Here is a 21,612-nt window from a genome sequence, read left to right as displayed (position 1 = left end):
GGTGTTGGGTTCAACTAATACCGGTGCTGGCACCGACCTCAGTACCAGTGGCATTGCAGGCCTGGAAATTAGCGGTACCACCAAGATGGACGGTACCTCGGGCAGCGCCGGCTATGTCGGTGCGATTGCTCAGGACGCCAAATTTACTATCGATGGTTTAGCGGTCACTAGCAAAAGCAATACCGTAACCCCGATCAGCGGCATCACTATGACGCTGTTGGCTAGCGGTGATACCGCTACGTCGACCGTGACGGTTGCGACCAATACATCAGGGCTGCAATCATCGCTGCAAACATTTGTAAATGCGTACAACGCGCTGACAAAAACCATCAACACGCTTACGGCACCGGGTGTTGTGGGGGCGGATGGCACCGTAGGCGATGGCGGGGCGATGTCGGGTGATCCGTTACCGCGTTCGCTGATCGCATCCCTGCGCAGTGCGCTGGTAACGCCTGGGCCTGGCAGTCAATTATCAGTGCTGGCTCAACTGGGCATCCAAACCGTTCAAGGCGACGGCACATTGAGTTTTGACGCAACAAAATTTGCGTCGGCAATGACCGACAAGAATTTGGGTGGTCAGGTTCAGGATCTCTTTTCTGGCACGGCCAACGCCAGTGGTCTGCCCAGCACCAACGGGTTGCTGTCGCGCATGGGGGCTATCCTTACGCCTTATACGCAGACCGGCGGGATCCTCGCCACGCGAACGACTAGCCTGACCTCTCAGCAAAGCGATCTGGCCACTCGTAAAACTGCCCTGGACACGCACACCGCCGACCTGACGACTCAGCTCACGGCAAAATACAACGCGATGGACCTGATCGTCGGCCAGTTAAAAGCTACCGCGACCAGCATCACTGCATTCTTCGATTCGTTGAACGCGTCAAAAACAGGCTAATCGTAGACCCATGAAAACAGCCCGGCTGCGTTAACCTGCATGCCGGGCTTTTCGTTTCAGATCTAAAGTTTTTGGGCCGTGCGCCGATAGCTTGTTATACAAACTTTTGAGTTTTGATGAGGTAGAAGATGAACCCGATGTTAGCGCTACGGCAGTATCAGAAAATCGGTGCGCAAGCCCAGACTTCTGAAGCTAGCCCACACCGTTTGGTGCAAATGCTGATGGAAGGCGGTCTGGACCGTATTGCCCAGGCCAAAGGCGCCATGGAGCGCAAGGATATTCCTGGTAAAGGCACGTTGATCAGTAAGGCCATCGGTATTATTGGTGGCTTGCGCGAAGGTCTTGATATGCACAACCGTGCAGAAACCTTGGGTGACCAAGACAACCTGTACGTGTACATGATGGCGCGACTGGCTGAAGCCAATTTAAAAAATGACCCGGCAATCCTCGACGAAGTTAGCGATCTATTGCGTACGGTCAAAGAAGGCTGGGATGCCATTGCGGCAGTCCAAGTCTAAATAGCCTGCTGTTTTGAGGAGAGCACCATGAGTAGTCTTGCGTTGCAGCGTATCGAAGAAACCCGTGAAGCCCTGGTCGGTGCTTTGGCCGAGCGTGACTGGAATGCGATCGGTAAATTAGACCTGGCGTGTCGAGCCTGTGTGGATGACGTGATCAGTGAAACCCCGCTTCTCGATGAAACGGCGGTACGCAGCAATCTGGAAGAGCTACTCGGTGTGTATCGTCAGTTGCTGGAGGTGGCTACCGGAGAGCGTCAAGCAATAGTTGATGAGATGACGCAGATCCAGCATGCCAAAAATGCGACAAAGGTTTACCATCTGTTCGGCTAAAAGCTGGGTGGATCGAAAAATATGCGCCATAAATTTGACAGTGTATGGTTTTTTGACTTAACTAGTGATGTCTGACATTTTCTGTCGTCTAAATTGTCGTACGGGCTATAGACGCCAAGCTGCCCCTCGTGGGCATTGAGTTGACTAGGGAAGTTGCTATTGCATGTGGCGTGAAATCAAGATTCTTCTGATAGATGACGATAGCCAGCGCCGCCGTGACATGGCGGTTATTTTGAATTTTCTTGGCGAAGAAAATTTATCCTGCTCGAGCCAGGACTGGCAGCAGGTGGTTACCCCTTTGGCGTCCACCCGAGAAGTGCTTTGTGTGCTTGTTGGTACTGTGAGCGCGCCGAGTACCCTTCAAGGTTTGCTTAAGACCCTTGCTGCGTGGGATGAGTTCCTTCCGGTGATGTTAATGGGTGAAAATACTCCCGTTGACTTACCTGACGATCTGCGCCGACGTGTGTTGTCCTCCCTGGAAATGCCCCCGAGCTATAGCAAGCTGCTCGACTCCCTGCACCGTGCCCAGGTCTATCGTGAAATGTACGATCAGGCTCGCGAGCGCGGTCGCCATCGTGAGCCGAACCTGTTCCGCAGCCTGGTAGGTACCAGCCGCGCGATTCAGCATGTTCGGCAAATGATGCAGCAGGTTGCCGACACCGACGCTAGCGTGTTGATTCTCGGTGAGTCGGGAACGGGCAAAGAGGTGGTAGCGCGCAACCTGCACTATCACTCCAAGCGTCGTGACGGACCTTTCGTGCCGGTCAACTGCGGCGCGATTCCAGCCGAGCTGCTTGAAAGCGAATTGTTCGGCCACGAGAAGGGCGCATTTACCGGAGCAATTACGAGCCGCGCCGGGCGCTTTGAATTGGCCAACGGCGGCACGCTGTTCCTTGATGAAATCGGCGACATGCCGCTGTCCATGCAGGTTAAATTACTGCGTGTGCTGCAAGAACGTACTTTCGAACGCGTGGGCAGCAACAAGACCCAAAGCGTTGATGTGCGGATCATCGCCGCGACGCACAAGAACCTTGAGCACATGATCGAGGTCGGCACGTTCCGTGAAGATCTTTACTACCGACTCAACGTATTTCCAATCGAAATGGCGCCGCTGCGTGAGCGCGTAGAAGACATTCCGTTGTTGATGAACGAATTGATTTCACGCATGGAACACGAAAAGCGCGGTTCGATTCGCTTCAATTCAGCCGCCATCATGTCGCTCTGCCGCCATGGTTGGCCGGGCAACGTTCGCGAGTTAGCGAATCTGGTTGAGCGTATGGCGATCATGCACCCGTACGGTGTGATCGGCGTCGTGGAGCTGCCGAAGAAATTTCGCTACGTCGACGATGAGGATGAACAGCTGGTCGACAGCCTGCGCATTGACCTGGAAGAGCGCGTAGCCATTAATGGTCACACGCCAAATTTCGCGTCTAGCGCGTTGTTGCCGCCTGAAGGTCTGGACCTCAAGGACTATCTGGGCGGGCTCGAACAGGGCTTGATTCAGCAGGCATTGGACGACGCCGGTGGCATCGTTGCACGCGCCGCCGAACGGCTGCGTATTCGTCGCACAACCTTGGTTGAAAAAATGCGTAAGTACGGCATGAGCCGTCGTGATGGCGATGAGCAGGCAGATGATTGACGCTTGAATTTTTTGCCCTAAAACTAAACCCCTGATTATTCAGGGGTTTTTTTTAGGCACGGGTATTGCTACGTCTCTCGCTACATACCGTTTTATGACGGTTCGCCATGCGAGAGATCACTATGCCCCAGGCCGCCCAGTTGTCTTCTGCCGTTCCTTTCGGAGCGCAGCCGTCCCTAGAAGAAGAAAGTCGGGCCAGCCTTGAGCAGGCGTTTGCGCTGTTCAATCAAATGTCGAACCAGCTCAGCGATTCATACAGCTTGCTTGAGGCGCGGGTGACCGAGCTCAAAGGCGAGCTTGCAGTGGTCAGCGCCCAACGCATGCAGGAATTGGCGGAAAAAGAGCTGCTGGCCAATCGTTTGCAAAACCTGTTAGCCCTGTTGCCTGGTGGCGTGATTGTCATCGACGGCTCCGGTCGGGTGCATGAAGCGAATCCGGCGGCCTGCGATTTGTTGGGTGAACCGTTGGCTGGCGAGTTGTGGTGGCATGTAATCGGTCGTTGTTTTGCGCCCCGCGAAGACGACGGTCACGAAGTGTCCCTTAAAGACGGGCGACGCCTGTCGATCGCTACTCGCTCACTCGACGCTGAGCCGGGGCAGTTAGTGCTGCTAACCGACCTCACCGAAACCCGTCATCTGCAAGACCAACTGGCCCGCCATGAGCGTCTGTCATCCCTCGGGCGAATGGTGGCTTCACTGGCGCATCAGATTCGTACACCGTTGTCTGCGGCGTTGATCTACGCCAGCCATTTGACCGAGCAGGAATTGCCGGTGGCCACACAGCAGCGTTTCGCCGGCCGGCTTAAAGAGCGTTTGCACGAGTTGGAGCACCAGGTGCGTGACATGTTGGTGTTCGCGCGCGGCGAACTGCCAATGACCGACCGCCTGGCTCCGCAGCAGCTGTTCCTGGCGTTGCAGGCATCGGCAGCCATCCAGGTCAGGGATATGCCAGTGCGTTGGCAGTGCGACCCCGTTGAGGGCGAATTACTCTGTAATCGCGACACATTGGTCGGCGCGCTGCTCAACTTGATTGAAAATGCGATTCAAGCCAGTGCCGGTAAAGCGCGTTTAAAAATTCATCTCTACAGGCGCGGCAACAACCTTCGCCTGTGTATCACCGATAACGGCAGTGGTATCGATGCCCAGGCATTGGCCCGAATAGGCGAGCCTTTTTTTACCACTAAAGCCACGGGTACTGGTCTAGGGTTGGCTGTCGTCAACGCCGTGACGCGTGCGCACCAAGGCCAACTGCAGTTTCGTTCGCGGCCAGGTCGTGGCACCTGCGCGATTATTTCTTTGCCATTGATCCCGGCTGTCAGCGCCACAGGATTTAACTGATGGCAATCAAGGTGTTGCTGGTCGAGGATGATCCTTCTTTGCGCGAGGCACTGGGCGAAACCCTGCTTTTGGCCGGCCACGACTTTCGAGCGGTGGGCTCTGCCGAAGAAGCGTTGCAAGCGGCAGCCGAAGAGTTGTTCAGCTTGGTGGTGAGCGACGTGAACATGCCGGGCATGGATGGTCATCAGTTATTGGGTGCCTTGCGCAGCCGTCATCCTCAGTTGCCGGTACTGCTAATGACCGCTCACGCCGCAGTGGATCGTGCCGTGGATGCCATGCGTCAGGGGGCTGTGGATTACTTGGTCAAGCCGTTCGAGCCCAAAGCGTTGATGGAGTTGGTGGCACGTCATGCCTTGGGTCGCCCAGGACCTGTCGAAGGCGAGGGGCCGGTGGCGTGCGAGCCGGCCAGCGCGCAATTGCTGGACTTGGCGGCTCGTGTGGCGCGCAGTGATTCTACGGTGCTGATCTCCGGCGAGTCCGGGACCGGTAAAGAGGTGTTGGCACGTTTCATTCACCAGCAGTCGACTCGGGCAAGCAAGCCGTTCATTGCGATTAACTGTGCGGCGATCCCTGACAACATGCTTGAAGCGACGCTGTTCGGGCATGAAAAAGGCTCGTTCACCGGTGCGATTGCTGCGCAGGCGGGCAAGTTTGAACAGGCCGATGGCGGGACTATTTTGCTGGACGAAATTTCTGAAATGCCGCTGGGCCTGCAAGCTAAGTTGCTGCGAGTGTTGCAGGAGCGGGAAGTTGAGCGAGTGGGTGCACGCAAACCCATCGCGCTTGATATTCGTGTGCTCGCCACCACCAACCGTGATTTGGCCGGGGAAGTGGCGGCGGGGCGGTTCCGTGAAGACCTTTATTACCGTATATCAGTGTTTCCGTTGGCGTGGCGCCCGTTGCGCGAGCGTACCGCCGACATTCTGCCGCTTGCCGAGCGCCTGCTGGCCAAGCACGTCAATAAAATGAAGCATGCCGCCGTTCGTTTGTCGGCCGATGCTCAAGCGTGCCTGATTGGCTATCCGTGGCCAGGAAATGTACGTGAGCTGGATAACGCGATTCAGCGTGCGTTGATTTTGCAGCAAGGCGGTGTGATTCAGCCCCAGGATTTCTGCTTGGCCGGCCCGATAGCAGCCACACCGTTACCGGCGTTGGGCGTGCCCACCCAGCCACGGTTGGTCGCGCCTGTGCGGGCCTCGTCAGACAATCCACCGTCCGATGCGCCCGCCGGTGAATCTGCGGGTGCCTTGGGTGATGATCTGCGGCGCCGCGAGTTCCAGATGATCATCGACACCCTTCGCGCTGAACGTGGCCGGCGCAAAGAAGCTGCCGAGCGGCTAGGCATCAGCCCCCGGACCCTGCGCTATAAATTGGCGCAAATGCGTGATGCGGGGATGGATGTAGAGGCATACTTGTTCGCGACTTGAGTCTGTTCTCAGGCTGAAAGTATGGTCCGCGTCAAGCTATTCGCAAGCAAGCTTGCTCCCACAGGTTTTTGCACATGATGGATCAGGGTGAGCTGCGAGTAATTCAGCTAGCTCATTTCTCCAGTGGATACCGAGTTCATCGTTTTGGGATCGCTTCGCGCTCCTACAGGTGAGGTGACCAAATGTGTACACAAATATCCTTACTGAACACTTTTAAGCTACATCCGAATACATCTGGCTATGTGCTATCACTCGTCTGGCACTCTTGTTGCTAAGTCTTAGATAACCGCATAACGAGTGTCAAAAATCTGCGGCCCCTTTGAGAGAGACGTCATGAGCCAAGGTGTTGAATTTAATCGCTTGATGTTGGACATGCGCTCCATGCAAATGGACGCCATGTCTATGCCAAAGGCTGCCGGCACTCCGCAAGTGGGCGGCACCAACAGCTTTGCTGACATGCTCGGTCAGGCCGTCAATAAAGTGAACGACACCCAACAGGCGTCAAACCAATTGGCGAACGCGTTCGAAGTAGGCAAAAGCGGCGTGGACCTCACCGACGTGATGATCTCTTCGCAAAAAGCCAGCGTTTCGTTTACTGCGCTGACCCAGGTTCGCAACAAACTGGTTCAAGCGTATCAAGACATCATGCAGATGCCGGTTTAAGGACTATTTAAGCCATGGCTGACGCAATCGGCGACAACCTGCCCGCCAAGTCCGGTGCCCTTTCAGGCAAGCCGCCTCTGTTCGGTTTGTCATTCCTGGAAAATCTGTCCGAGATGACCATGTTGCGCCAGGTTGGCCTCATGGTCGGTCTCGCGGCTAGCGTTGCGATCGGTTTTGCCGTGGTGTTGTGGTCCCAACAACCGGACTACAAGCCGCTTTACCCTAGTCTTGCCGGCATGGACACCAAGCAGGTCATGGAAACGCTGGCCTCAGCGGACATTCCATACACTGTTGAGCCGAGCTCGGGTGCCTTGCTGGTGAAGTCGGAAGATTTACAGCGTGCACGGATCAAGCTCGCCGGCGCTGGCGTTGCACCGACTGATGGCAACATCGGTTTTGAAATTCTCGACAAGGACCAGGGGCTTGGCACCAGCCAGTTCATGGAAGCCACACGTTATCGCCGTGGCCTTGAGGGCGAATTGGCGCGAACGATTTCCAGCCTGAACAACGTTAAAGGTGCGCGGGTGCACCTGGCGATTCCGAAAAGCTCGGTGTTCGTCCGTGATGAGCGTAAACCAAGCGCCTCGGTCCTGATCGAGCTGTATGCCGGTCGCACCCTTGAACCGGGTCAAGTGTTGGCAATCATGAACTTGGTGGCTACCGCCGTTCCCGAGTTGAGCAAGTCGCAAATTACCGTGGTCGATCAAAAAGGCACGCTGCTGTCTGATCAAAACCAGAACTCCGAATTAAGTATGGCCGGCAAGCAGTTTGATTACAGCCGCCGCATGGAAAGCATGTTGACCCAGCGTGTGCAGAGCATCCTGCAACCGATTCTGGGCAATGACCGCTACAAGGCTGAAGTGTCTGCCGACGTGGATTTCAGTGCTGTCGAATCGACCGCCGAAAGTTTCAACCCGGACCAACCGGCTTTGCGCAGCGAGCAATCGGTTAACGAAACACGCTCGTCCAGTTCAGGGCCATCGGGTGTTCCGGGCGCGCTGAGTAACCAGCCACCGGGTCCGGCAACGGCACCGCAGGCAGCCGGTGCGGCGGGCGGTGCTTCCACGGCATCGATTCAGCCGGGCCAACCGTTGCTCGACGCCAATGGCCAGCAAATCATGGACCCGGCCACGGGCCAGCCAATGCTCGCCCCGTACCCGGCCGACAAGCGTCAACAGTCGACCAAGAATTTTGAGTTGGACCGTTCAATCAGCCATACCAAGCAACAACAGGGCCGCGTCAATCGCCTGTCTGTGGCTGTAGTGGTGGATGACAAAACCAAGGTCGACGCCAAAACCGGTGATGTGACCCACACGCCGTGGAACGCCGATGAGTTGGCGCGCTTTACTCGGTTGGTGCAGGACGCCGTTGGTTTTAACGCCAGCCGCGGCGACAGCGTCAGCGTGGTCAACGTGCCATTCGCGCCTGATCGCGGTGAAGTAATCCCGGACATAGCGTTCTATTCACAGCCATGGTTCTGGGACATCGTTAAACAGGTGCTGGGTGTATTGTTCATCCTGGTATTGGTGTTTGGTGTTCTGCGGCCAGTGCTCAACAACATCACCAACGGTAAAAGTCGGCAATTGGGCGGTGGCTTGGGTGATGTAGAACTTGGCGGCATGGGTGGTCTGGATGGCGAGTTGTCCAACGACCGTGTCAGCCTGGGCGGACCGCAGAGCATTCTGTTGCCTAGCCCAACCGAGGGTTATGACGCGCAATTGAATGCGATCAAGAGTCTGGTGGCTGAAGACCCGGGTCGCGTGGCTCAGGTCGTGAAAGAGTGGATTAATGCTGATGAGTGAAGCTAGAGCTCTAACCGCGAAACTGACCCGAGTCGATAAAGCCGCCATTCTCTTGCTCTCTCTCGGGGAAACCGACGCAGCGCAAGTGCTTCGGCACATGGGCCCTAAAGAGGTACAGCGCGTCGGTGTTGCCATGGCGCAAATGCGCAATGTGCACCGCGAAGAAGTTGAGCAGGTCATGAGCGAGTTCGTCGAGATCGTCGGCGATCAAACCAGTCTTGGCGTCGGCGCCGATGGTTACATTCGCAAAATGCTGACCCAGGCACTGGGTGAAGACAAGGCCAACGGCCTTATCGACCGGATCTTGCTGGGTGGCAATACCAGCGGGCTGGACAGCCTTAAGTGGATGGAGCCACGTGCCGTTGCAGATGTGATCCGCTTTGAGCATCCGCAGATTCAAGCCATCGTGGTGGCGTACCTGGACCCGGATCAAGCGGGCGAAGTGTTGGGCCATTTCGACCAGAAGGTACGCCTGGACATTATCCTGCGCGTCTCCTCACTCAATACCGTGCAGCCAGCAGCGTTGAAAGAGTTGAACCAGATTCTGGAGAAACAATTCTCCGGTAACTCCAACGCGGCGCGCACCACATTGGGTGGTATCAAGCGTGCTGCCGACATCATGAACTTCCTCGACAGCTCGGTCGAAGGTCAGTTGATGGACGCTATCCGCGAAGTCGATGGCGACTTGTCAACGCAGATCGAAGACCTGATGTTCGTCTTCAACAACCTGTCCGATGTCGACGACCGTGGCATCCAGGCGCTGCTACGCGAAGTGTCTTCCGACGTGCTGGTGTTGGCCCTCAAGGGGTCCGACGAAGCCATCAAAGAAAAGATTTTCAAGAACATGTCCAAGCGTGCTGCCGAGTTGCTGCGCGACGATCTGGAAGCCAAAGGCCCAGTTCGCGTCAGTGACGTGGAAACCGCGCAGAAAGAAATCCTTACCATCGCTCGCCGTATGGCCGAAGCCGGAGAAATCGTTCTCGGTGGCAAGGGCGGCGAAGAAATGATCTAAGGATCAGTGCATGTCTAGCCCGAAAAAAGAGCCCCCCAGCGAACTGATTCGCGCCAAGGACGTTGGCGGTTTTGATGTCTGGTCGTTACCCAGCTTTGACCCGTATAAAGAACCGCCTCCAGAACCCGAGCCGGTTCTGGAAACCCCGGCCGAGATGGAGGAGGTGCCGCTGGACGAAGTTCAGCCGCTGACCCTCGAAGAGCTGGAAAGCATTCGTCAGGAAGCCTACAACGAGGGCTTTGCTACCGGCGAAAAAGAAGGCTTTCACAGCACGCAGCTCAAGGTCCGGCACGAGGCAGACATTGCCCTGACTGCCAAGCTTGGCAACCTTGAACAGCTCATGGGGCAGTTGCTCGACCCTATTTCCGATCAAGACTCACAGATTGAAAAATCCCTGATCGAACTGGTCGGGCACATTACCCGTCAAGTGATTCAGCGTGAGCTGACGATCGATTCCAGTGTGATCGGCAGGGTGTTGCGTGACGCGTTGAAATTGTTGCCCATGGGCGCCAACAATATTCGTATCTTCGTCAATCCTCAGGATTTTGAGCAAATCAAAGCCTTGCGCGAACGCCATGAAGAAACTTGGCGCATCCTTGAAGACGATGCCTTGCAGGCTGGTGGTTGTCGGGTCGAAACTGAGCACAGCCGAATTGACGCCACCATCGAAACCCGAATTTCCCAAGCACTGGTGAAAATGTTCGATCAGTTGCACGACCAGGCGCTGCACCCGGCGGCAGCCGACGTGAGCATCGACCTTGATGTTGCCCCGGCCGTGTCGCCGTCGGTTGAACCTGACGCACCCCAAGAAGCCACCGATGCGCCTTGAGCGGACCAGCTTCGGCAAACGCCTGAGTTCCTACACCGAAGCCATTCAGTTGGCCGCCCAGCCGGTGGTGGAAGGTCGCCTGCTGCGCATGGTCGGTTTGACCCTTGAAGCTGAGGGCTTGCGTGCGGCCATGGGCAGCCGTTGTGTAGTGATCAACGATGACAGCCATGATCCGGTGCAAGTCGAAGCCGAAGTCATGGGTTTCTCCGGGTCCAAGGTGTTTTTAATGCCGGTGGGCAGCGTTGCGGGTATTGCGCCTGGCGCCCGGGTGGTTCCGCTGGCCGACACCGGTCGCTTGCCCATGGGCATGGGCATGCTCGGTCGGGTACTTGATGGTGCCGGTCGCGCCCTCGACGGCAAAGGCGGCATGAAAGCCGAAGATTGGGTTCCCATGGACGGCCCCACCATTAACCCGCTCAAGCGTGACCCGATCAGCCAGCCACTGGACGTCGGCATTCGCAGTATCAACGGATTATTGACGGTAGGCCGTGGCCAGCGTCTGGGCCTGTTCGCCGGTACGGGCGTGGGCAAGAGCGTGCTGCTGGGGATGATGACGCGCTTCACTGAAGCCGACATTATCGTGGTCGGGCTGATCGGTGAGCGGGGCAGGGAGGTCAAGGAGTTCATCGAGCACATCCTGGGCGAAGAAGGCTTGAAACGTTCGGTGGTGGTGGCGTCGCCTGCTGACGATGCGCCGTTGATGCGGATGCGCGCTGCCATGTATTGCACGCGCATCGCCGAATACTTTCGCGACAAAGGCAAAAATGTCCTGCTGTTGATGGATTCTCTGACTCGATTTGCTCAGGCCCAGCGGGAAATCGCATTGGCCATTGGTGAACCGCCGGCTACCAAAGGCTATCCGCCTTCGGTGTTTGCCAAGCTGCCGAAACTGGTCGAGCGCGCAGGCAACGCTGAGGCTGGGGGCGGCTCGATTACTGCGTTTTATACCGTGTTGTCCGAGGGTGATGATCAACAAGACCCGATTGCCGATGCCGCACGGGGTGTGCTCGATGGGCACATTGTGCTGTCCCGGCGCTTGGCCGAAGAAGGGCATTACCCAGCCATCGACATCGAAGCTTCCATTAGCCGAGTCATGCCTTCGGTGGTGACCCCGGAACACATGCAGCAGGCGCAGCATTTCAAACAATTGTGGTCGCGCTACCAGCAGAGCCGCGACTTGATCAGCGTTGGCGCCTACGTGGCGGGCGGTGATCGCGAAACTGACATGGCTATTTCGTTGCAGCCAACATTGGTGCGCTACTTGCGCCAGGGGCTCAACGACAACGAAAGCCTGCAAGAAAGTGGCGCGCGTCTGGCGGCAGTCTTTAACCCTATCGCCGGCGGCGGCTAGTCATGGCGCAAACTCGTGCAGTGCGTTTGGCGCCAGTGGTCGATATGGCAGAAAAAGCTGAGCGCACAGCGGTTCAGCGTCTGGGGCATTTTCAGGGGCAGGTCAAGCTGGCAGAAACCAAGCTCGGTGACCTCGAACGCTTTCGCACCGACTATCAGAAGCAGTGGCAGGAGAAGGGCGCGCACGGTGTTTCCGGCCAGTGGTTGATGAACTATCAAAGCTTCCTCAATCAGTTGGAAACCGCCGTCTCTCAGCAGCGACAAAGCCTGGCGTGGCATCAAACCAACCTCGATAAAGCCCGCGGTGTCTGGCAGCAATGCTACGCACGGGTCGAAGGTTTACGAAAACTGGTGCAGCGCTACATCGACGAAGCACGGCAGCTAGAGGACAAGCGCGAGCAAAAATTGCTCGATGAACTGTCCCAGAGAATTCCCCGTCATGACTATTTGTAAATAACAGTCTCGCCCTCCTGATAACCAGAATCCGATACCGACCCAAGCAGGATTTGCCGCAAGGGCTTTTGAATGCTAAAAGCCTAGCTGCACAACAGCCTTTGCTGACCCAAGGAACTCAAATATGTCTGTGACTTCAGAGCTGTCCCATGACGGACAAGAGCTGACCATTTTTATTAAGGGCCGCTTTGATTTCGCAGCCCATCAGGATTTTCGCAGTGCGTACGAAGACGCTGCGGGTGCCCCGAGACGCTTTGTCGTCGACCTCAAAGGCACAAGCTACCTGGACAGCTCGGCGCTCGGCATGTTGCTGCTTTTGCGTGGTCACGCGGGCGGTGAGAACTCCGACATACGCCTGGTCAATTGCAATAACGACGTAGAAACCATCCTGACGATCTCCAACTTTTCCAAACTCTTCAAAATAGGCTGACCGGTGTCCGTCGTTGCTGAAAGCCTGTGCATATTGATTGCGGACGACAACGCCAGCGATCGTTTGCTGCTGAGCACTATCGTCCGTCGCCAAGGCCACCGCGTGCTCAGCGTGAGCAATGGTCAGGAGGCAGTGGAGGTTTTTGAAAGGGAACGTCCGCAGTTGGTGTTGATGGACGCCATGATGCCGGTCATGGACGGGTTCGAAGCGGCGCGGCGGATCAAGCAAATGGCCGGCGAATCATTGGTGCCGATTATTTTTCTGACCTCGCTGAGTGAAAGCGAAGCGTTGGTGCGTTGTCTGGATGCCGGAGGTGATGACTTTGTCGCCAAGCCGTATAACCAAGTGATTTTGGCGGCAAAAATCAACGCCATGAACCGTCTGCGACGTTTGCACGACACTGTGTTGCAGCAGCGCGACCAAATTACAAAGCACCACGGCTACCTGCTCAACGAGCAGCGTGTGGCCAAGGCAGTCTTCGATCAGGTCGCGCACTCGGGTTGCCTCAGCGCACCCAATATTCGTTACCTGCAATCGCCCTATGCCCTGTTTAACGGCGACTTGCTGCTCGCTGCCTACACCCCGGCTGGCAATATGCACGTGTTGCTGGGGGACTTCACCGGCCATGGTTTACCGGCCGCGGTAGGCGCGATGCCGTTGGCTGAGGTGTTTTACGGGATGACTGCCAAAGGCTACGGTCTGGCGGAAACCTTGCGAGAGATGAACGCCAAGCTCAAGCGAATTTTGCCGGTAGACATGTTCTGCTGCGCGACGTTATTGAGCGTCAACTTTAATGTTCATCAGGTTGAAGTGTGGAATGGCGGCTTGCCCGACGGTTATCTGCACCGTATCGCCACCGGTGAGCGCACGCCGTTGGTATCCCGGCACCTGCCGTTAGGCGTACTGGAACCGAGCCGTTTCGATGATCAGACCGAAGTGCATCCGTTGTCGCTGGGCGACCGGATCTTTCTATTGTCTGACGGGGTGCTCGACACCAGTGACATCAATGAACAGTTGTTTGGTACTAAGCGTTTGCATGCCGTATTTGCGGCCAATCGCCAACCGGATTCGCTGATTGATGAAATATGCACCGCTTTGAATGACTTCCGCGGCGATGTTCGAGATGACGTGAGCATGGTCGAAATCACCTTGGTCGACTCGCAGCTATTGGGTTCGCCAGCAGTGACCTATTCCGACAGCGGTGAATCAAGCCCGCTGGATTGGTCGGTGAGTTTCGAATACCGCGCCGCCACCTTGAAACGTTTTAATCCGCTGCCTTATTTGTTGCAGTTGCTGTTGGAAGTGCACGGCCTGCGCAGTCAAAGTGGGGCGCTCTACAGCGTACTGGCAGAGTTATATACCAACGCGCTGGAACACGGAGTGCTGGGGCTCGATTCCCGGCTCAAGCGCGATGCATCGGGTTTCGCCCACTATTATCGCGAGCGCAGTGCCCGTCTGGCAGATCTTGAAGACGGTTATGTGCGCCTGCATCTACAGGTTGTGCCACACGAACGTGGTGGTCGATTGGTCGTCCGTGTTGAAGACAGCGGCGCCGGGTTTGACGTCAACCGAGTCATGGCGGTGCCGTATGCAGCCCACGAATTGTCGGGACGCGGCCTCGATGTGGTTCGCAGGTTGAGTCAACATTGTCACTGGTCTGAGGACGGACGCACAGCAACCGTGGAATTTTCCTGGGGCGCTCAGGCATAATTCCAGGATTCTTGATCAAGGAGCGAGCAAGTGGCAGTGAATCACGTGGACTACGGTGTTTTAAGTAACTTGCAAGACGTCATGGAAGGAGAGTATCCGACCCTGATCGACACGTTCCTGAGCGACTCGGAGCAACTTCTGGAGCAATTGCATCACGCGCTGTTGACCGAGGCATCTAGCCTGGATGAGTTGACAATGGCAGCCCACAGTTTCAAGGGCAGCAGCGGCAATATGGGTGCCGTTCGGCTGTCAGAACTCTGTGGCCAGCTTGAGGAGCGCACTCAACGGCGGGAGTTGTCTGGCGCTGAGGGGTGGGTGCACGATATAGAGCGCGAATTTGCCGAGGTCCGTCACTTATTCTCGATTGAGCGCCAGCGGTTTAACTAAAAGTAGGGGCGATACAAAGCTGGCCCGCCGTTTGCTATGAGTCTTTGTACTTGCGCCCGTACGGAGACCGCCATGGCCCTTGCCCCTAATCCCTTTCTGCAGGCTACCCCCGTAGCCAAGTCCAAACCAGCAATCGCCGTTCCTGTGGCGAAAGCGGCCGAGACCAGTAAGGACAGCGCTTCCAGCTTTGCCCAAGTCTATTCCAAGCAGGCTGATTCTAAGCCGGTTGTGGTCCATGACACGCAGGGGAAAGCGGTTAAGGACAAGCCAACGGTCGTCAACAACAAACACACAGCAGACGCTAAGCCTGCCGCCTCCAAGCGAGACGTTGCCGATAGCGGCAAATCCTTGCCTGCCGACAAAGCGGCAAAAAAGAAGAACGACGCGGCTGACGAAAAGCCCGTTGACCCAGTGGCGACTGATGCTGCACCGGTCACGCCAGTGCCTGATCCAACGTTAACCGCTGACGTTGCACTGCCGGCCCCGGAGCCTGTACCGCCGGTTGTCATTGCGCCGCCTGTCATTGAAATCCCTGCGGCCATGGTCGCGGCTGTGATCCCGCAGCCAGCGCCTCCGACTGACCCTAAAGCTTTCGACCCAGCGTCTGATCCATTGGAAGGTTTGGCGGCGGTGCAAGTGGCATTGCAGCAAAATAGCAAAGGCGCGGCCTCCACCACGGGGGCAACCGGTACCTTGGCTGGCGCTACCGACCAGAAAACGTCGACCACTCAAACGGGCTCCGATTCGCTGCAGACTATCGCCAATAACCTGACAGTGCCTGTGGATCAGCAAGCCGCTGACAGCGCCAGCGCCGACGGTGGCGATAAAGCCTTCAAAGGGCTGATCGAAGACGGCCTGAAAGACACCAAAAGTGCAGCTTCAGATACGCGGGTCGATGACTTTGCCAATCGCCTGGCCGCATTGAGTCAAGCCGTACAACCTAAAGCTGCTGCTACCGCTGTGGCGTCGCCGTTGACCCAGCCGTTGGCCATGCACCAGAGCGGCTGGAGCGAAGCAGTGGTGGATCGAGTCATGTACTTGTCCAGTCAGAATCTGAAATCTGCCGACATTCAACTGGCCCCGGCTGAGCTGGGTCGCTTGGATATCCGCGTCAATATGGCAGCGGACCAGCAGACCCAGATTACCTTTATGAGTGCCCACGTCGGCGTGCGTGAGGCGCTGGAGGGGCAGATGTCCAAGTTGCGCGACTCGTTCGCTCAGCAGGGCTTGGGGCAGGTCGATGTCAGCGTCTCGGACCAGTCGCGCGGCTCGCAGGGGCAAGGCCAGGGCCAACAAGATGCTAATCAGAGCTCGCGCAGCAGTTCAGTGGCGAGCAGTGGTTCCGACCGCGGCGATAGCCATGACGACAGTGCAATTCACGAAGTGGCCGCCGCGACCCAGCCGATGACCGTGATTGGCAGCAGCCAGGTCGATTATTACGCTTGACCTGTAGGAGCGCGCCTGCCCGCGATCGGTCTGGGCTCGCGCTCCATCGCGGGCAAGCGTGCTCCTACAGTGGATATTGGTTTCGATCATATCTGGCATAACACTTGCTCTTCATCTGTCACGTATTGAGAACTCCCCCGAATAGTGACGGATTATTGGCATGGCGAAGAGCGACGAAGTTAAAGACCCTGCCGCGAAAGGCAAACTCAAGCTTATTCTCCTGGTGGTGTTAGGGGCGTTGCTGGCAATTGGTATTTCGGTGGGGGCCACGTGGTTTTTTCTGCACAAGCCGCAGCCTAAACCTGATGAGGCAGCGCAAGCCGCAAACACCAAATTTCCCTCGATCTTCGAACCGATGGCCCCGGCCTTCGTGGTCAACTTCAATCAGAATGGCAAGCAGCGCTACATGCAGGTCAGCATCACCCTGTTAGGGCGCAATCAAGCTGACCTCGATGCGTTGAAAGTCCACATGCCGGTGATTCGTAACAACCTCGTGATGCTGTTTTCCGCACAACCCTTCGACTCGCTCACTCAACCGCTCGGGCAAGATCTGCTGCGGCAGAAAGCATTCGCCAGCGTGCAGGAAGTGGCGCAGAAAGAGGTTGGTAAAGTGGTGATCGAACAATTGCTTTTTACTAACTTCGTATTGCAGTAGGACCACGACTATGGCCGTGCAAGACCTGCTGTCCCAGGAAGAAATCGATGCGCTGCTGCACGGCGTGGACGATGGTCTGGTTCAGACCGAAGCCGCCGCCGAGCCCGGCAGCGTCAAAAGCTATGACCTGACTAGCCAGGATCGGATCGTCCGTGGACGGATGCCGACCCTTGAAATGATCAACGAACGCTTTGCCCGTTATACCCGTATCAGCATGTTCAACATGTTGCGCCGCTCTGCTGACGTGGCCGTGGGCGGGGTCCAAGTCATGAAGTTCGGTGAGTATGTGCACTCACTGTATGTACCAACCAGCCTCAATCTGGTCAAAATCAAGCCGTTGCGCGGCACGGCCTTGTTCATTCTGGACGCCAAGCTGGTGTTCAAGCTGGTGGACAACTTTTTTGGCGGTGACGGTCGACACGCCAAGATTGAAGGGCGGGAGTTCACGCCCACCGAGTTGCGTGTCGTGCGGATGGTACTTGAACAGGCGTTTATCGACCTGAAAGAAGCTTGGCAGGCGATCATGGAGGTGAGCTTCGAGTACATAAACTCCGAAGTAAACCCGGCCATGGCCAACATCGTCGGTCCGAGCGAAGCGGTCGTAGTGTCTACTTTTCATATCGAACTCGATGGTGGTGGTGGCGACCTGCACGTCACCATGCCGTATTCGATGATCGAGCCTGTACGTGAAATGCTCGACGCTGGCTTCCAGTCGGATCTGGATGACCAGGACGAACGCTGGGTCAATGCCTTGAAAGAGGACGTCCTGGATGTCGCCGTACCCTTGAGCGCGGTAGTCGCCCGTCGTCAAATACTGTTGCGCGACATCCTGCACATGCAGCCGGGTGACGTGATCCCGGTTGATTTGCCTGAGCATATGATCATGCGGGCCAATGGCGTGCCTGCGTTCAAGGTCAAGCTGGGGTCGCACAAAGGACATCTGGCGTTGCAAGTGGTCGAACCGATCGCGCGACGCTGACACCATTTCAGCCGAACACCGTGCTGTTTTAACGAATCAATGCTCGCCGAGGACAACTGATGGCCAATGAAAACGAAACAACTTCTGCCGAAGACCAAGCATTGGCTGATGAATGGGCGGCTGCACTGGGTGAGTCCGGTGATGCTAGCCAGGACGATATCGATTCCTTGCTGGCTGCCGATGCTGGTTCAGCCTCCAATCGCTTGCCGATGGAAGAGTTTGGCAGTGTGCCGAAGAGCAACGCGGCGGTGTCGCTGGACGGCCCCAACCTGGATGTGATTCTGGATATTCCAGTCTCGATTTCCATGGAAGTTGGCAGTACAGACATTAACATCCGTAACCTTCTGCAGCTTAACCAGGGTTCGGTGATCGAGCTTGATCGCCTGGCAGGTGAACCGCTGGACGTGCTGGTGAACGGCACCTTGATTGCTCACGGTGAAGTGGTGGTGGTCAACGAAAAGTTCGGCATACGCCTGACAGATGTCATCAGCCCAAGCGAACGCATCAAGAAGTTGCGCTAAGTGAATAAGTGCTCCGGTGCGATCCTCACCTTGCTGCTGAGCGCGGTTGCGTTCAGCGCGCTGGCGGCCGACCCGGTTATGCCAGCGGCTGCTATTGCTGCGGCGCCCGCCAGCACGCTGATGAGCGGCGGTGTCGGGGGGCAGCTGACGCAACTGGTCTTGGGCCTGTTGTTGGTGGTGGGCTTGATCTTTGGGCTTGCCTGGCTGCTGCGTCGGGTTCAGGGCGCGAGTCCGCGTAACGGTCAGATGATTGAAGTATTGGGTTCGCGGGCTCTCGGTCCGCGTGATCGGCTGGTGCTGGTTCAGGTGGGTAAGGAGCAGATCCTGCTGGGCATCACCCCCGGTCGAATCACCCCTTTGCACGTGCTCAAAGAGCCGGTGCAGGTCCCTGATAGCGAACGTGCCACGCCAGAGTTCGCACAGCGCCTGATGGAACTGCTGGGCAAGGACCATAAGGATAAGAAGTAATGACCGCGTTGCGCATCGCATTGACGCTGCTGCTGGTACTGGCTGCGCCTATAGTTTTCGCTGCCGATCCGTTGACGATTCCGGCTATCAGCATGTCTACCGGCGCCAACGGTGCGCAGGAGTATTCGGTCAACCTGCAGATTCTGCTGATCATGACCGCGCTGAGTTTTATCCCGGCGTTCGTCATGCTGATGACCAGTTTTACCCGGATCATCATTGTCTTCTCCATATTGCGTCAGGCCTTGGGCCTGCAACAGACACCGTCGAACCAGATTTTGACCGGCATGGCGCTGTTTTTGACGCTGTTTATCATGGCACCGGTGTTTGACCGGGTGAACACCGATGCGCTGCAGCCCTATCTGGCCGAAAAGCTGACGGCTCAGGAGGCAGTGATCAAGGCGCAAGTGCCGGTCAAAGGTTTCATGTTGGCACAGACTCGTCAGAGCGACCTCGACCTGTTCATGCGACTGTCAAAGCGCACTGATATCGCCAGCCCAGATGCGGCGCCGTTGACCATTCTGGTTCCGGCGTTCGTCACGTCCGAGCTTAAAACGGCGTTCCAGATTGGCTTCATGATCTTTATCCCGTTTCTGATCATCGATCTTGTGGTAGCCAGCGTCCTGATGGCGATGGGCATGATGATGCTGTCGCCGCTGATTATTTCGTTGCCCTTCAAAATCATGCTGTTCGTGTTGGTGGATGGTTGGGCCTTGATCATCGGCACGCTTGCCAGCAGTTTCGGTGGGGTATCGCCATGAGTGGGGAGGGCATGCAATGACGCCAGAAGTTGCCGTCGATCTATTTCGCGATGCCTTATGGCTGACCACGATGATGGTATCGGTGCTGGTGGTGCCGAGCTTGATTGTCGGGCTGCTGGTGGCGATGTTCCAGGCTGCGACCCAGATCAACGAACAAACCCTGAGCTTCCTCCCGCGTCTGTTGGTGATGTTGATCACGCTGATCGTTGCTGGACCATGGTTGATGCGGGTGTTCATGGAATATATCCAGGGACTCTACGGTAGCATCCCGACGGTCATCGGTTGACGTTATGCCCTCCCTACTAGCCCTGACTGACACGCAGATCGGGACCTGGGTGGCGAGCTTTATGCTCCCTCTGTTCCGGGTCGCTGCGGTGTTGATGACCATGCCGATTTTTGGCACGACTCTGGTGCCGGCGCGGGTGCGGTTGTATTTCTCCCTGGCAATCACCGTGGTGATTGCCCCTAGCTTGCCGCCCATGCCTGAAGTGCATGCGCTGGACCTCAGTGCATTGCTGTTGATTGCCGAGCAGATAATCATTGGCGCCATGCTGGGTATGTCCCTGCAACTGTTTTTTCAGGCGTTTGTCATCGCCGGACAAATTGTCTCGATCCAGATGGGCATGGGCTTCGCTTCCATGGTTGACCCTACCAACGGAGTGTCGGTTGCGGTTATCGGGCAGTTTTTCACCATGCTGGTGACCCTGCTGTTCCTCGCCATGAATGGCCATTTGGTGGTGTTTGAGGTGTTGGTCGAGAGCTTCACCACGTTGCCGGTGGGCAGTGGCGTCGACGTCGGGCAACTGTGGGAGTTGGTCGGCCGGTTCGGTTGGGTGTTGGGTGCTGGGCTGCTATTGGTGTTGCCGGCCGTGACTGCGTTGTTGGTGGTCAGTGTGGCGTTTGGCGTCATGACCCGTGCGGCGCCACAACTGAACATGTTCTCCATCGGTATTCCACTGACGCTGGTGCTCGGTATGGTGATTTTGTGGATGACTCTAGGCGACATGCTCAATCAATTTCCGCCGCTTGCCGCCGAAGCATTGCAGCTGATGCGACGCATGGTTAGGGCGCACTGACCATGGCCGAAGACGAGAATGGCGCGGACAAGACAGAGGACCCCACAGACAAACGGGTCAAGGACTCTCGAGACAAAGGCGAGACGGCCCGCTCCAAAGAGCTGAATACATTGATCGTGACGCTGGCGGGAGCGGGCGGTTTGTTGATGTTTGGTGGTCAGATCGCACAAATGATGCTTGATTTGATGCGCACCAATTTCAGCCTGCCGCGGGAGGTGATCATGGATGATCACTACATGGGCCTGTATTTCCTCAACGCAGGTAAAGCGGCGCTGGTTGCCATTCAGCCGCTGATGCTATTGATGGTGTTGGCCGCCGTCATTGGCCCAATCTCATTGGGCGGATGGATATTTTCAACCGGCTCCATGGCGCCCAAGTTCAGTCGGATGAACCCGTTGTCTGGCCTGAAACGCATGGTGTCGACCCACGCGTTGGTCGAGCTGCTGAAGTCTATTGCGAAATTCGCTATCACGCTGATGGTGGCGCTGTACGTGCTGCAGAAGGATAAGAATGACCTGATTTCCATCGCCCATGAGCCACTGGAAAGCGCGATTATCCACAGCATTCAGTTACTCGGCTGGAGTGCGTTATGGATGGCCTGCGGCTTGATGATCATCGCGGCGGTCGACGTTCCGTATCAGATCTACGAAGCTCACAAAAAGCTGATGATGACCAAGCAGGAAATACGCGACGAGCACAAGGACAATGAAGGGCGTCCTGAAGTGAAGCAGCGTATTCGTCAACTGCAGCGCGAGATGTCTCAGCGGCGCATGTTGTCGTCGATTCCCAAGGCCGACGTTATTATCACCAACCCGACTCACTTTGCCGTGGCGCTGCAATATGATCCCGAAAAGGGTGGGGCGCCGATGTTGCTGGCAAAAGGGACTGATTTTCTGGCGCTTAAAATCCGCGAAATCGCCGGTGAGC

24 protein-coding genes are annotated in these 21,612 nt (G+C 56.6%); all 24 read left to right on the top strand.

The genetic code is table 11. The annotated features are described in order from the left end of the window. The coding region (gene fliD / locus M0974_RS09700; protein WP_297835715.1) for a flagellar filament capping protein FliD at positions 1 to 895 on the top strand (895 nt) is incomplete at its 5' end. A 128-nt stretch (positions 896 to 1,023) separates the two neighbouring features. Next, positions 1,024 to 1,413 (top strand): flagellar export chaperone FliS, encoded by a 390-nt coding sequence (gene fliS, locus M0974_RS09695; protein ID WP_297835713.1) that lies wholly within the window; start codon positions 1,024 to 1,026, stop codon positions 1,411 to 1,413. Between the two features lie 27 nt (positions 1,414 to 1,440). Further along, complete coding sequence (locus M0974_RS09690) at positions 1,441 to 1,743, top strand: flagellar protein FliT (protein ID WP_297835711.1); 303 nt, start codon at positions 1,441 to 1,443, stop codon at positions 1,741 to 1,743. Positions 1,744 to 1,906: 163 nt separating this feature from the next. Next, positions 1,907 to 3,382: a sigma-54 dependent transcriptional regulator gene (locus M0974_RS09685; RefSeq protein WP_297835709.1), complete on the top strand. Its 1,476-nt coding sequence runs from the start codon at positions 1,907 to 1,909 to the stop codon at positions 3,380 to 3,382. A 122-nt stretch (positions 3,383 to 3,504) separates the two neighbouring features. Then, positions 3,505 to 4,719, top strand: coding sequence for an ATP-binding protein (locus tag M0974_RS09680; RefSeq protein ID WP_297835707.1), 1,215 nt, complete (start codon positions 3,505 to 3,507; stop codon positions 4,717 to 4,719). Further along, the gene (locus M0974_RS09675) at positions 4,719 to 6,146 is read left to right on the top strand and encodes a sigma-54 dependent transcriptional regulator (protein ID WP_297835706.1); all 1,428 of its coding nucleotides are present in this window, start codon (positions 4,719 to 4,721) and stop codon (positions 6,144 to 6,146) included. The genes M0974_RS09680 and M0974_RS09675 overlap by 1 nt, the downstream gene beginning before the upstream one ends. Positions 6,147 to 6,479: 333 nt before the next feature. Next, positions 6,480 to 6,809 carry a flagellar hook-basal body complex protein FliE gene (fliE, locus tag M0974_RS09670; protein WP_297835704.1) on the top strand — a complete coding sequence of 110 codons (330 nt, stop codon included), beginning with the start codon at positions 6,480 to 6,482 and terminating at the stop codon, positions 6,807 to 6,809. 14 nt (positions 6,810 to 6,823) lie between these two features. Continuing rightward, entirely contained in the window at positions 6,824 to 8,611 is a 1,788-nt protein-coding gene (gene fliF / locus M0974_RS09665; protein ID WP_297835702.1) for a flagellar basal-body MS-ring/collar protein FliF, read from the top strand. Then, on the top strand, positions 8,604 to 9,623 hold the full coding sequence (gene fliG, locus M0974_RS09660; RefSeq protein ID WP_297835700.1) for a flagellar motor switch protein FliG: 1,020 nt from the start codon (positions 8,604 to 8,606) through the stop codon (positions 9,621 to 9,623). Before fliF ends, fliG begins: the two co-directional genes overlap by 8 nt. Before the next feature lie 10 nt (positions 9,624 to 9,633). Beyond that, positions 9,634 to 10,452, top strand: coding sequence for a flagellar assembly protein FliH (fliH, locus tag M0974_RS09655; protein ID WP_297835698.1), 819 nt, complete (start codon positions 9,634 to 9,636; stop codon positions 10,450 to 10,452). Then, complete coding sequence (fliI, locus tag M0974_RS09650; protein WP_297835696.1) at positions 10,442 to 11,803, top strand: flagellar protein export ATPase FliI; 1,362 nt, start codon at positions 10,442 to 10,444, stop codon at positions 11,801 to 11,803. The genes fliH and fliI overlap by 11 nt, the downstream gene beginning before the upstream one ends. 2 nt (positions 11,804 to 11,805) lie before the next feature. Next, on the top strand, positions 11,806 to 12,255 hold the full coding sequence (gene fliJ, locus M0974_RS09645) for a flagellar export protein FliJ (protein ID WP_297835694.1): 450 nt from the start codon (positions 11,806 to 11,808) through the stop codon (positions 12,253 to 12,255). Between the two features lie 124 nt (positions 12,256 to 12,379). Continuing rightward, on the top strand, positions 12,380 to 12,685 hold the full coding sequence (locus M0974_RS09640) for an STAS domain-containing protein (RefSeq protein WP_297835692.1): 306 nt from the start codon (positions 12,380 to 12,382) through the stop codon (positions 12,683 to 12,685). Positions 12,686 to 12,688: 3 nt separating this feature from the next. Continuing rightward, entirely contained in the window at positions 12,689 to 14,395 is a 1,707-nt protein-coding gene (locus M0974_RS09635) for a fused response regulator/phosphatase (RefSeq protein WP_297835690.1), read from the top strand. Between the two features lie 81 nt (positions 14,396 to 14,476). Continuing rightward, positions 14,477 to 14,782 (top strand): Hpt domain-containing protein, encoded by a 306-nt coding sequence (locus tag M0974_RS09630; protein ID WP_297835719.1) that lies wholly within the window; start codon positions 14,477 to 14,479, stop codon positions 14,780 to 14,782. 72 nt (positions 14,783 to 14,854) lie between these two features. Continuing rightward, the gene (locus M0974_RS09625) at positions 14,855 to 16,228 is read left to right on the top strand and encodes a flagellar hook-length control protein FliK (protein WP_297835688.1); all 1,374 of its coding nucleotides are present in this window, start codon (positions 14,855 to 14,857) and stop codon (positions 16,226 to 16,228) included. A 160-nt stretch (positions 16,229 to 16,388) separates the two neighbouring features. Further along, entirely contained in the window at positions 16,389 to 16,883 is a 495-nt protein-coding gene (fliL, locus tag M0974_RS09620; protein ID WP_297835686.1) for a flagellar basal body-associated protein FliL, read from the top strand. 10 nt (positions 16,884 to 16,893) lie between these two features. Beyond that, entirely contained in the window at positions 16,894 to 17,862 is a 969-nt protein-coding gene (fliM, locus tag M0974_RS09615; RefSeq protein ID WP_297835684.1) for a flagellar motor switch protein FliM, read from the top strand. Positions 17,863 to 17,921: 59 nt separating this feature from the next. Then, positions 17,922 to 18,383, top strand: a complete 462-nt coding sequence (gene fliN / locus M0974_RS09610) for a flagellar motor switch protein FliN (protein ID WP_297835682.1) — start codon at positions 17,922 to 17,924, stop codon at positions 18,381 to 18,383. 78 nt (positions 18,384 to 18,461) lie between these two features. After that, positions 18,462 to 18,851 (top strand): flagellar biosynthetic protein FliO, encoded by a 390-nt coding sequence (gene fliO, locus M0974_RS09605; protein ID WP_297835717.1) that lies wholly within the window; start codon positions 18,462 to 18,464, stop codon positions 18,849 to 18,851. Continuing rightward, positions 18,851 to 19,609, top strand: coding sequence for a flagellar type III secretion system pore protein FliP (fliP, locus tag M0974_RS09600; RefSeq protein WP_297835680.1), 759 nt, complete (start codon positions 18,851 to 18,853; stop codon positions 19,607 to 19,609). Before fliO ends, fliP begins: the two co-directional genes overlap by 1 nt. 16 nt (positions 19,610 to 19,625) lie before the next feature. Continuing rightward, positions 19,626 to 19,895, top strand: a complete 270-nt coding sequence (fliQ, locus tag M0974_RS09595; RefSeq protein WP_297835679.1) for a flagellar biosynthesis protein FliQ — start codon at positions 19,626 to 19,628, stop codon at positions 19,893 to 19,895. Between the two features lie 4 nt (positions 19,896 to 19,899). Further along, positions 19,900 to 20,685 carry a flagellar biosynthetic protein FliR gene (gene fliR, locus M0974_RS09590; RefSeq protein WP_297835677.1) on the top strand — a complete coding sequence of 262 codons (786 nt, stop codon included), beginning with the start codon at positions 19,900 to 19,902 and terminating at the stop codon, positions 20,683 to 20,685. Positions 20,686 to 20,687: 2 nt separating this feature from the next. Continuing rightward, positions 20,688 to 21,612 (top strand): flagellar type III secretion system protein FlhB (gene flhB / locus M0974_RS09585; RefSeq protein ID WP_297835675.1); only part of this gene is annotated, 925 nt, incomplete at its 3' end.

It is taken from the genome of Pseudomonas sp. (genome assembly GCF_026224925.1).
Classification (GTDB): Bacteria; Pseudomonadota; Gammaproteobacteria; order Pseudomonadales; family Pseudomonadaceae; genus Aquipseudomonas.
The sequence above is the reverse complement of the archived record's forward strand: the minus strand, read 5'-3'. Positions and strand labels throughout refer to the sequence as shown.

Excerpts from the sequence above, each read along its gene's own strand:
- fliQ (WP_297835679.1), top strand. The coding sequence starts at position 19,626 with ATGACGCCAGAAGTTGCCGTCGATCTATTTCGCGATGCCTTATGGCTG.
- fliJ (WP_297835694.1), top strand. The coding sequence starts at position 11,806 with ATGGCGCAAACTCGTGCAGTGCGTTTGGCGCCAGTGGTCGATATGGCA.
- fliI (WP_297835696.1), top strand. The coding sequence starts at position 10,442 with ATGCGCCTTGAGCGGACCAGCTTCGGCAAACGCCTGAGTTCCTACACC.
- fliP (WP_297835680.1), top strand. The coding sequence starts at position 18,851 with ATGACCGCGTTGCGCATCGCATTGACGCTGCTGCTGGTACTGGCTGCG.
- M0974_RS09640 (WP_297835692.1), top strand. The coding sequence starts at position 12,380 with ATGTCTGTGACTTCAGAGCTGTCCCATGACGGACAAGAGCTGACCATT.
- M0974_RS09685 (WP_297835709.1), top strand. The coding sequence starts at position 1,907 with ATGTGGCGTGAAATCAAGATTCTTCTGATAGATGACGATAGCCAGCGC.
- fliE (WP_297835704.1), top strand. The coding sequence starts at position 6,480 with ATGAGCCAAGGTGTTGAATTTAATCGCTTGATGTTGGACATGCGCTCC.
- M0974_RS09675 (WP_297835706.1), top strand. The coding sequence starts at position 4,719 with ATGGCAATCAAGGTGTTGCTGGTCGAGGATGATCCTTCTTTGCGCGAG.
- M0974_RS09690 (WP_297835711.1), top strand. The coding sequence starts at position 1,441 with ATGAGTAGTCTTGCGTTGCAGCGTATCGAAGAAACCCGTGAAGCCCTG.
- fliM (WP_297835684.1), top strand. The coding sequence starts at position 16,894 with ATGGCCGTGCAAGACCTGCTGTCCCAGGAAGAAATCGATGCGCTGCTG.
- fliF (WP_297835702.1), top strand. The coding sequence starts at position 6,824 with ATGGCTGACGCAATCGGCGACAACCTGCCCGCCAAGTCCGGTGCCCTT.
- M0974_RS09625 (WP_297835688.1), top strand. The coding sequence starts at position 14,855 with ATGGCCCTTGCCCCTAATCCCTTTCTGCAGGCTACCCCCGTAGCCAAG.
- fliH (WP_297835698.1), top strand. The coding sequence starts at position 9,634 with ATGTCTAGCCCGAAAAAAGAGCCCCCCAGCGAACTGATTCGCGCCAAG.
- fliG (WP_297835700.1), top strand. The coding sequence starts at position 8,604 with ATGAGTGAAGCTAGAGCTCTAACCGCGAAACTGACCCGAGTCGATAAA.
- fliS (WP_297835713.1), top strand. The coding sequence starts at position 1,024 with ATGAACCCGATGTTAGCGCTACGGCAGTATCAGAAAATCGGTGCGCAA.
- fliL (WP_297835686.1), top strand. The coding sequence starts at position 16,389 with ATGGCGAAGAGCGACGAAGTTAAAGACCCTGCCGCGAAAGGCAAACTC.
- M0974_RS09680 (WP_297835707.1), top strand. The coding sequence starts at position 3,505 with ATGCCCCAGGCCGCCCAGTTGTCTTCTGCCGTTCCTTTCGGAGCGCAG.
- fliR (WP_297835677.1), top strand. The coding sequence starts at position 19,900 with ATGCCCTCCCTACTAGCCCTGACTGACACGCAGATCGGGACCTGGGTG.
- fliN (WP_297835682.1), top strand. The coding sequence starts at position 17,922 with ATGGCCAATGAAAACGAAACAACTTCTGCCGAAGACCAAGCATTGGCT.
- M0974_RS09630 (WP_297835719.1), top strand. The coding sequence starts at position 14,477 with ATGGAAGGAGAGTATCCGACCCTGATCGACACGTTCCTGAGCGACTCG.
- fliO (WP_297835717.1), top strand. The coding sequence starts at position 18,462 with ATGCCAGCGGCTGCTATTGCTGCGGCGCCCGCCAGCACGCTGATGAGC.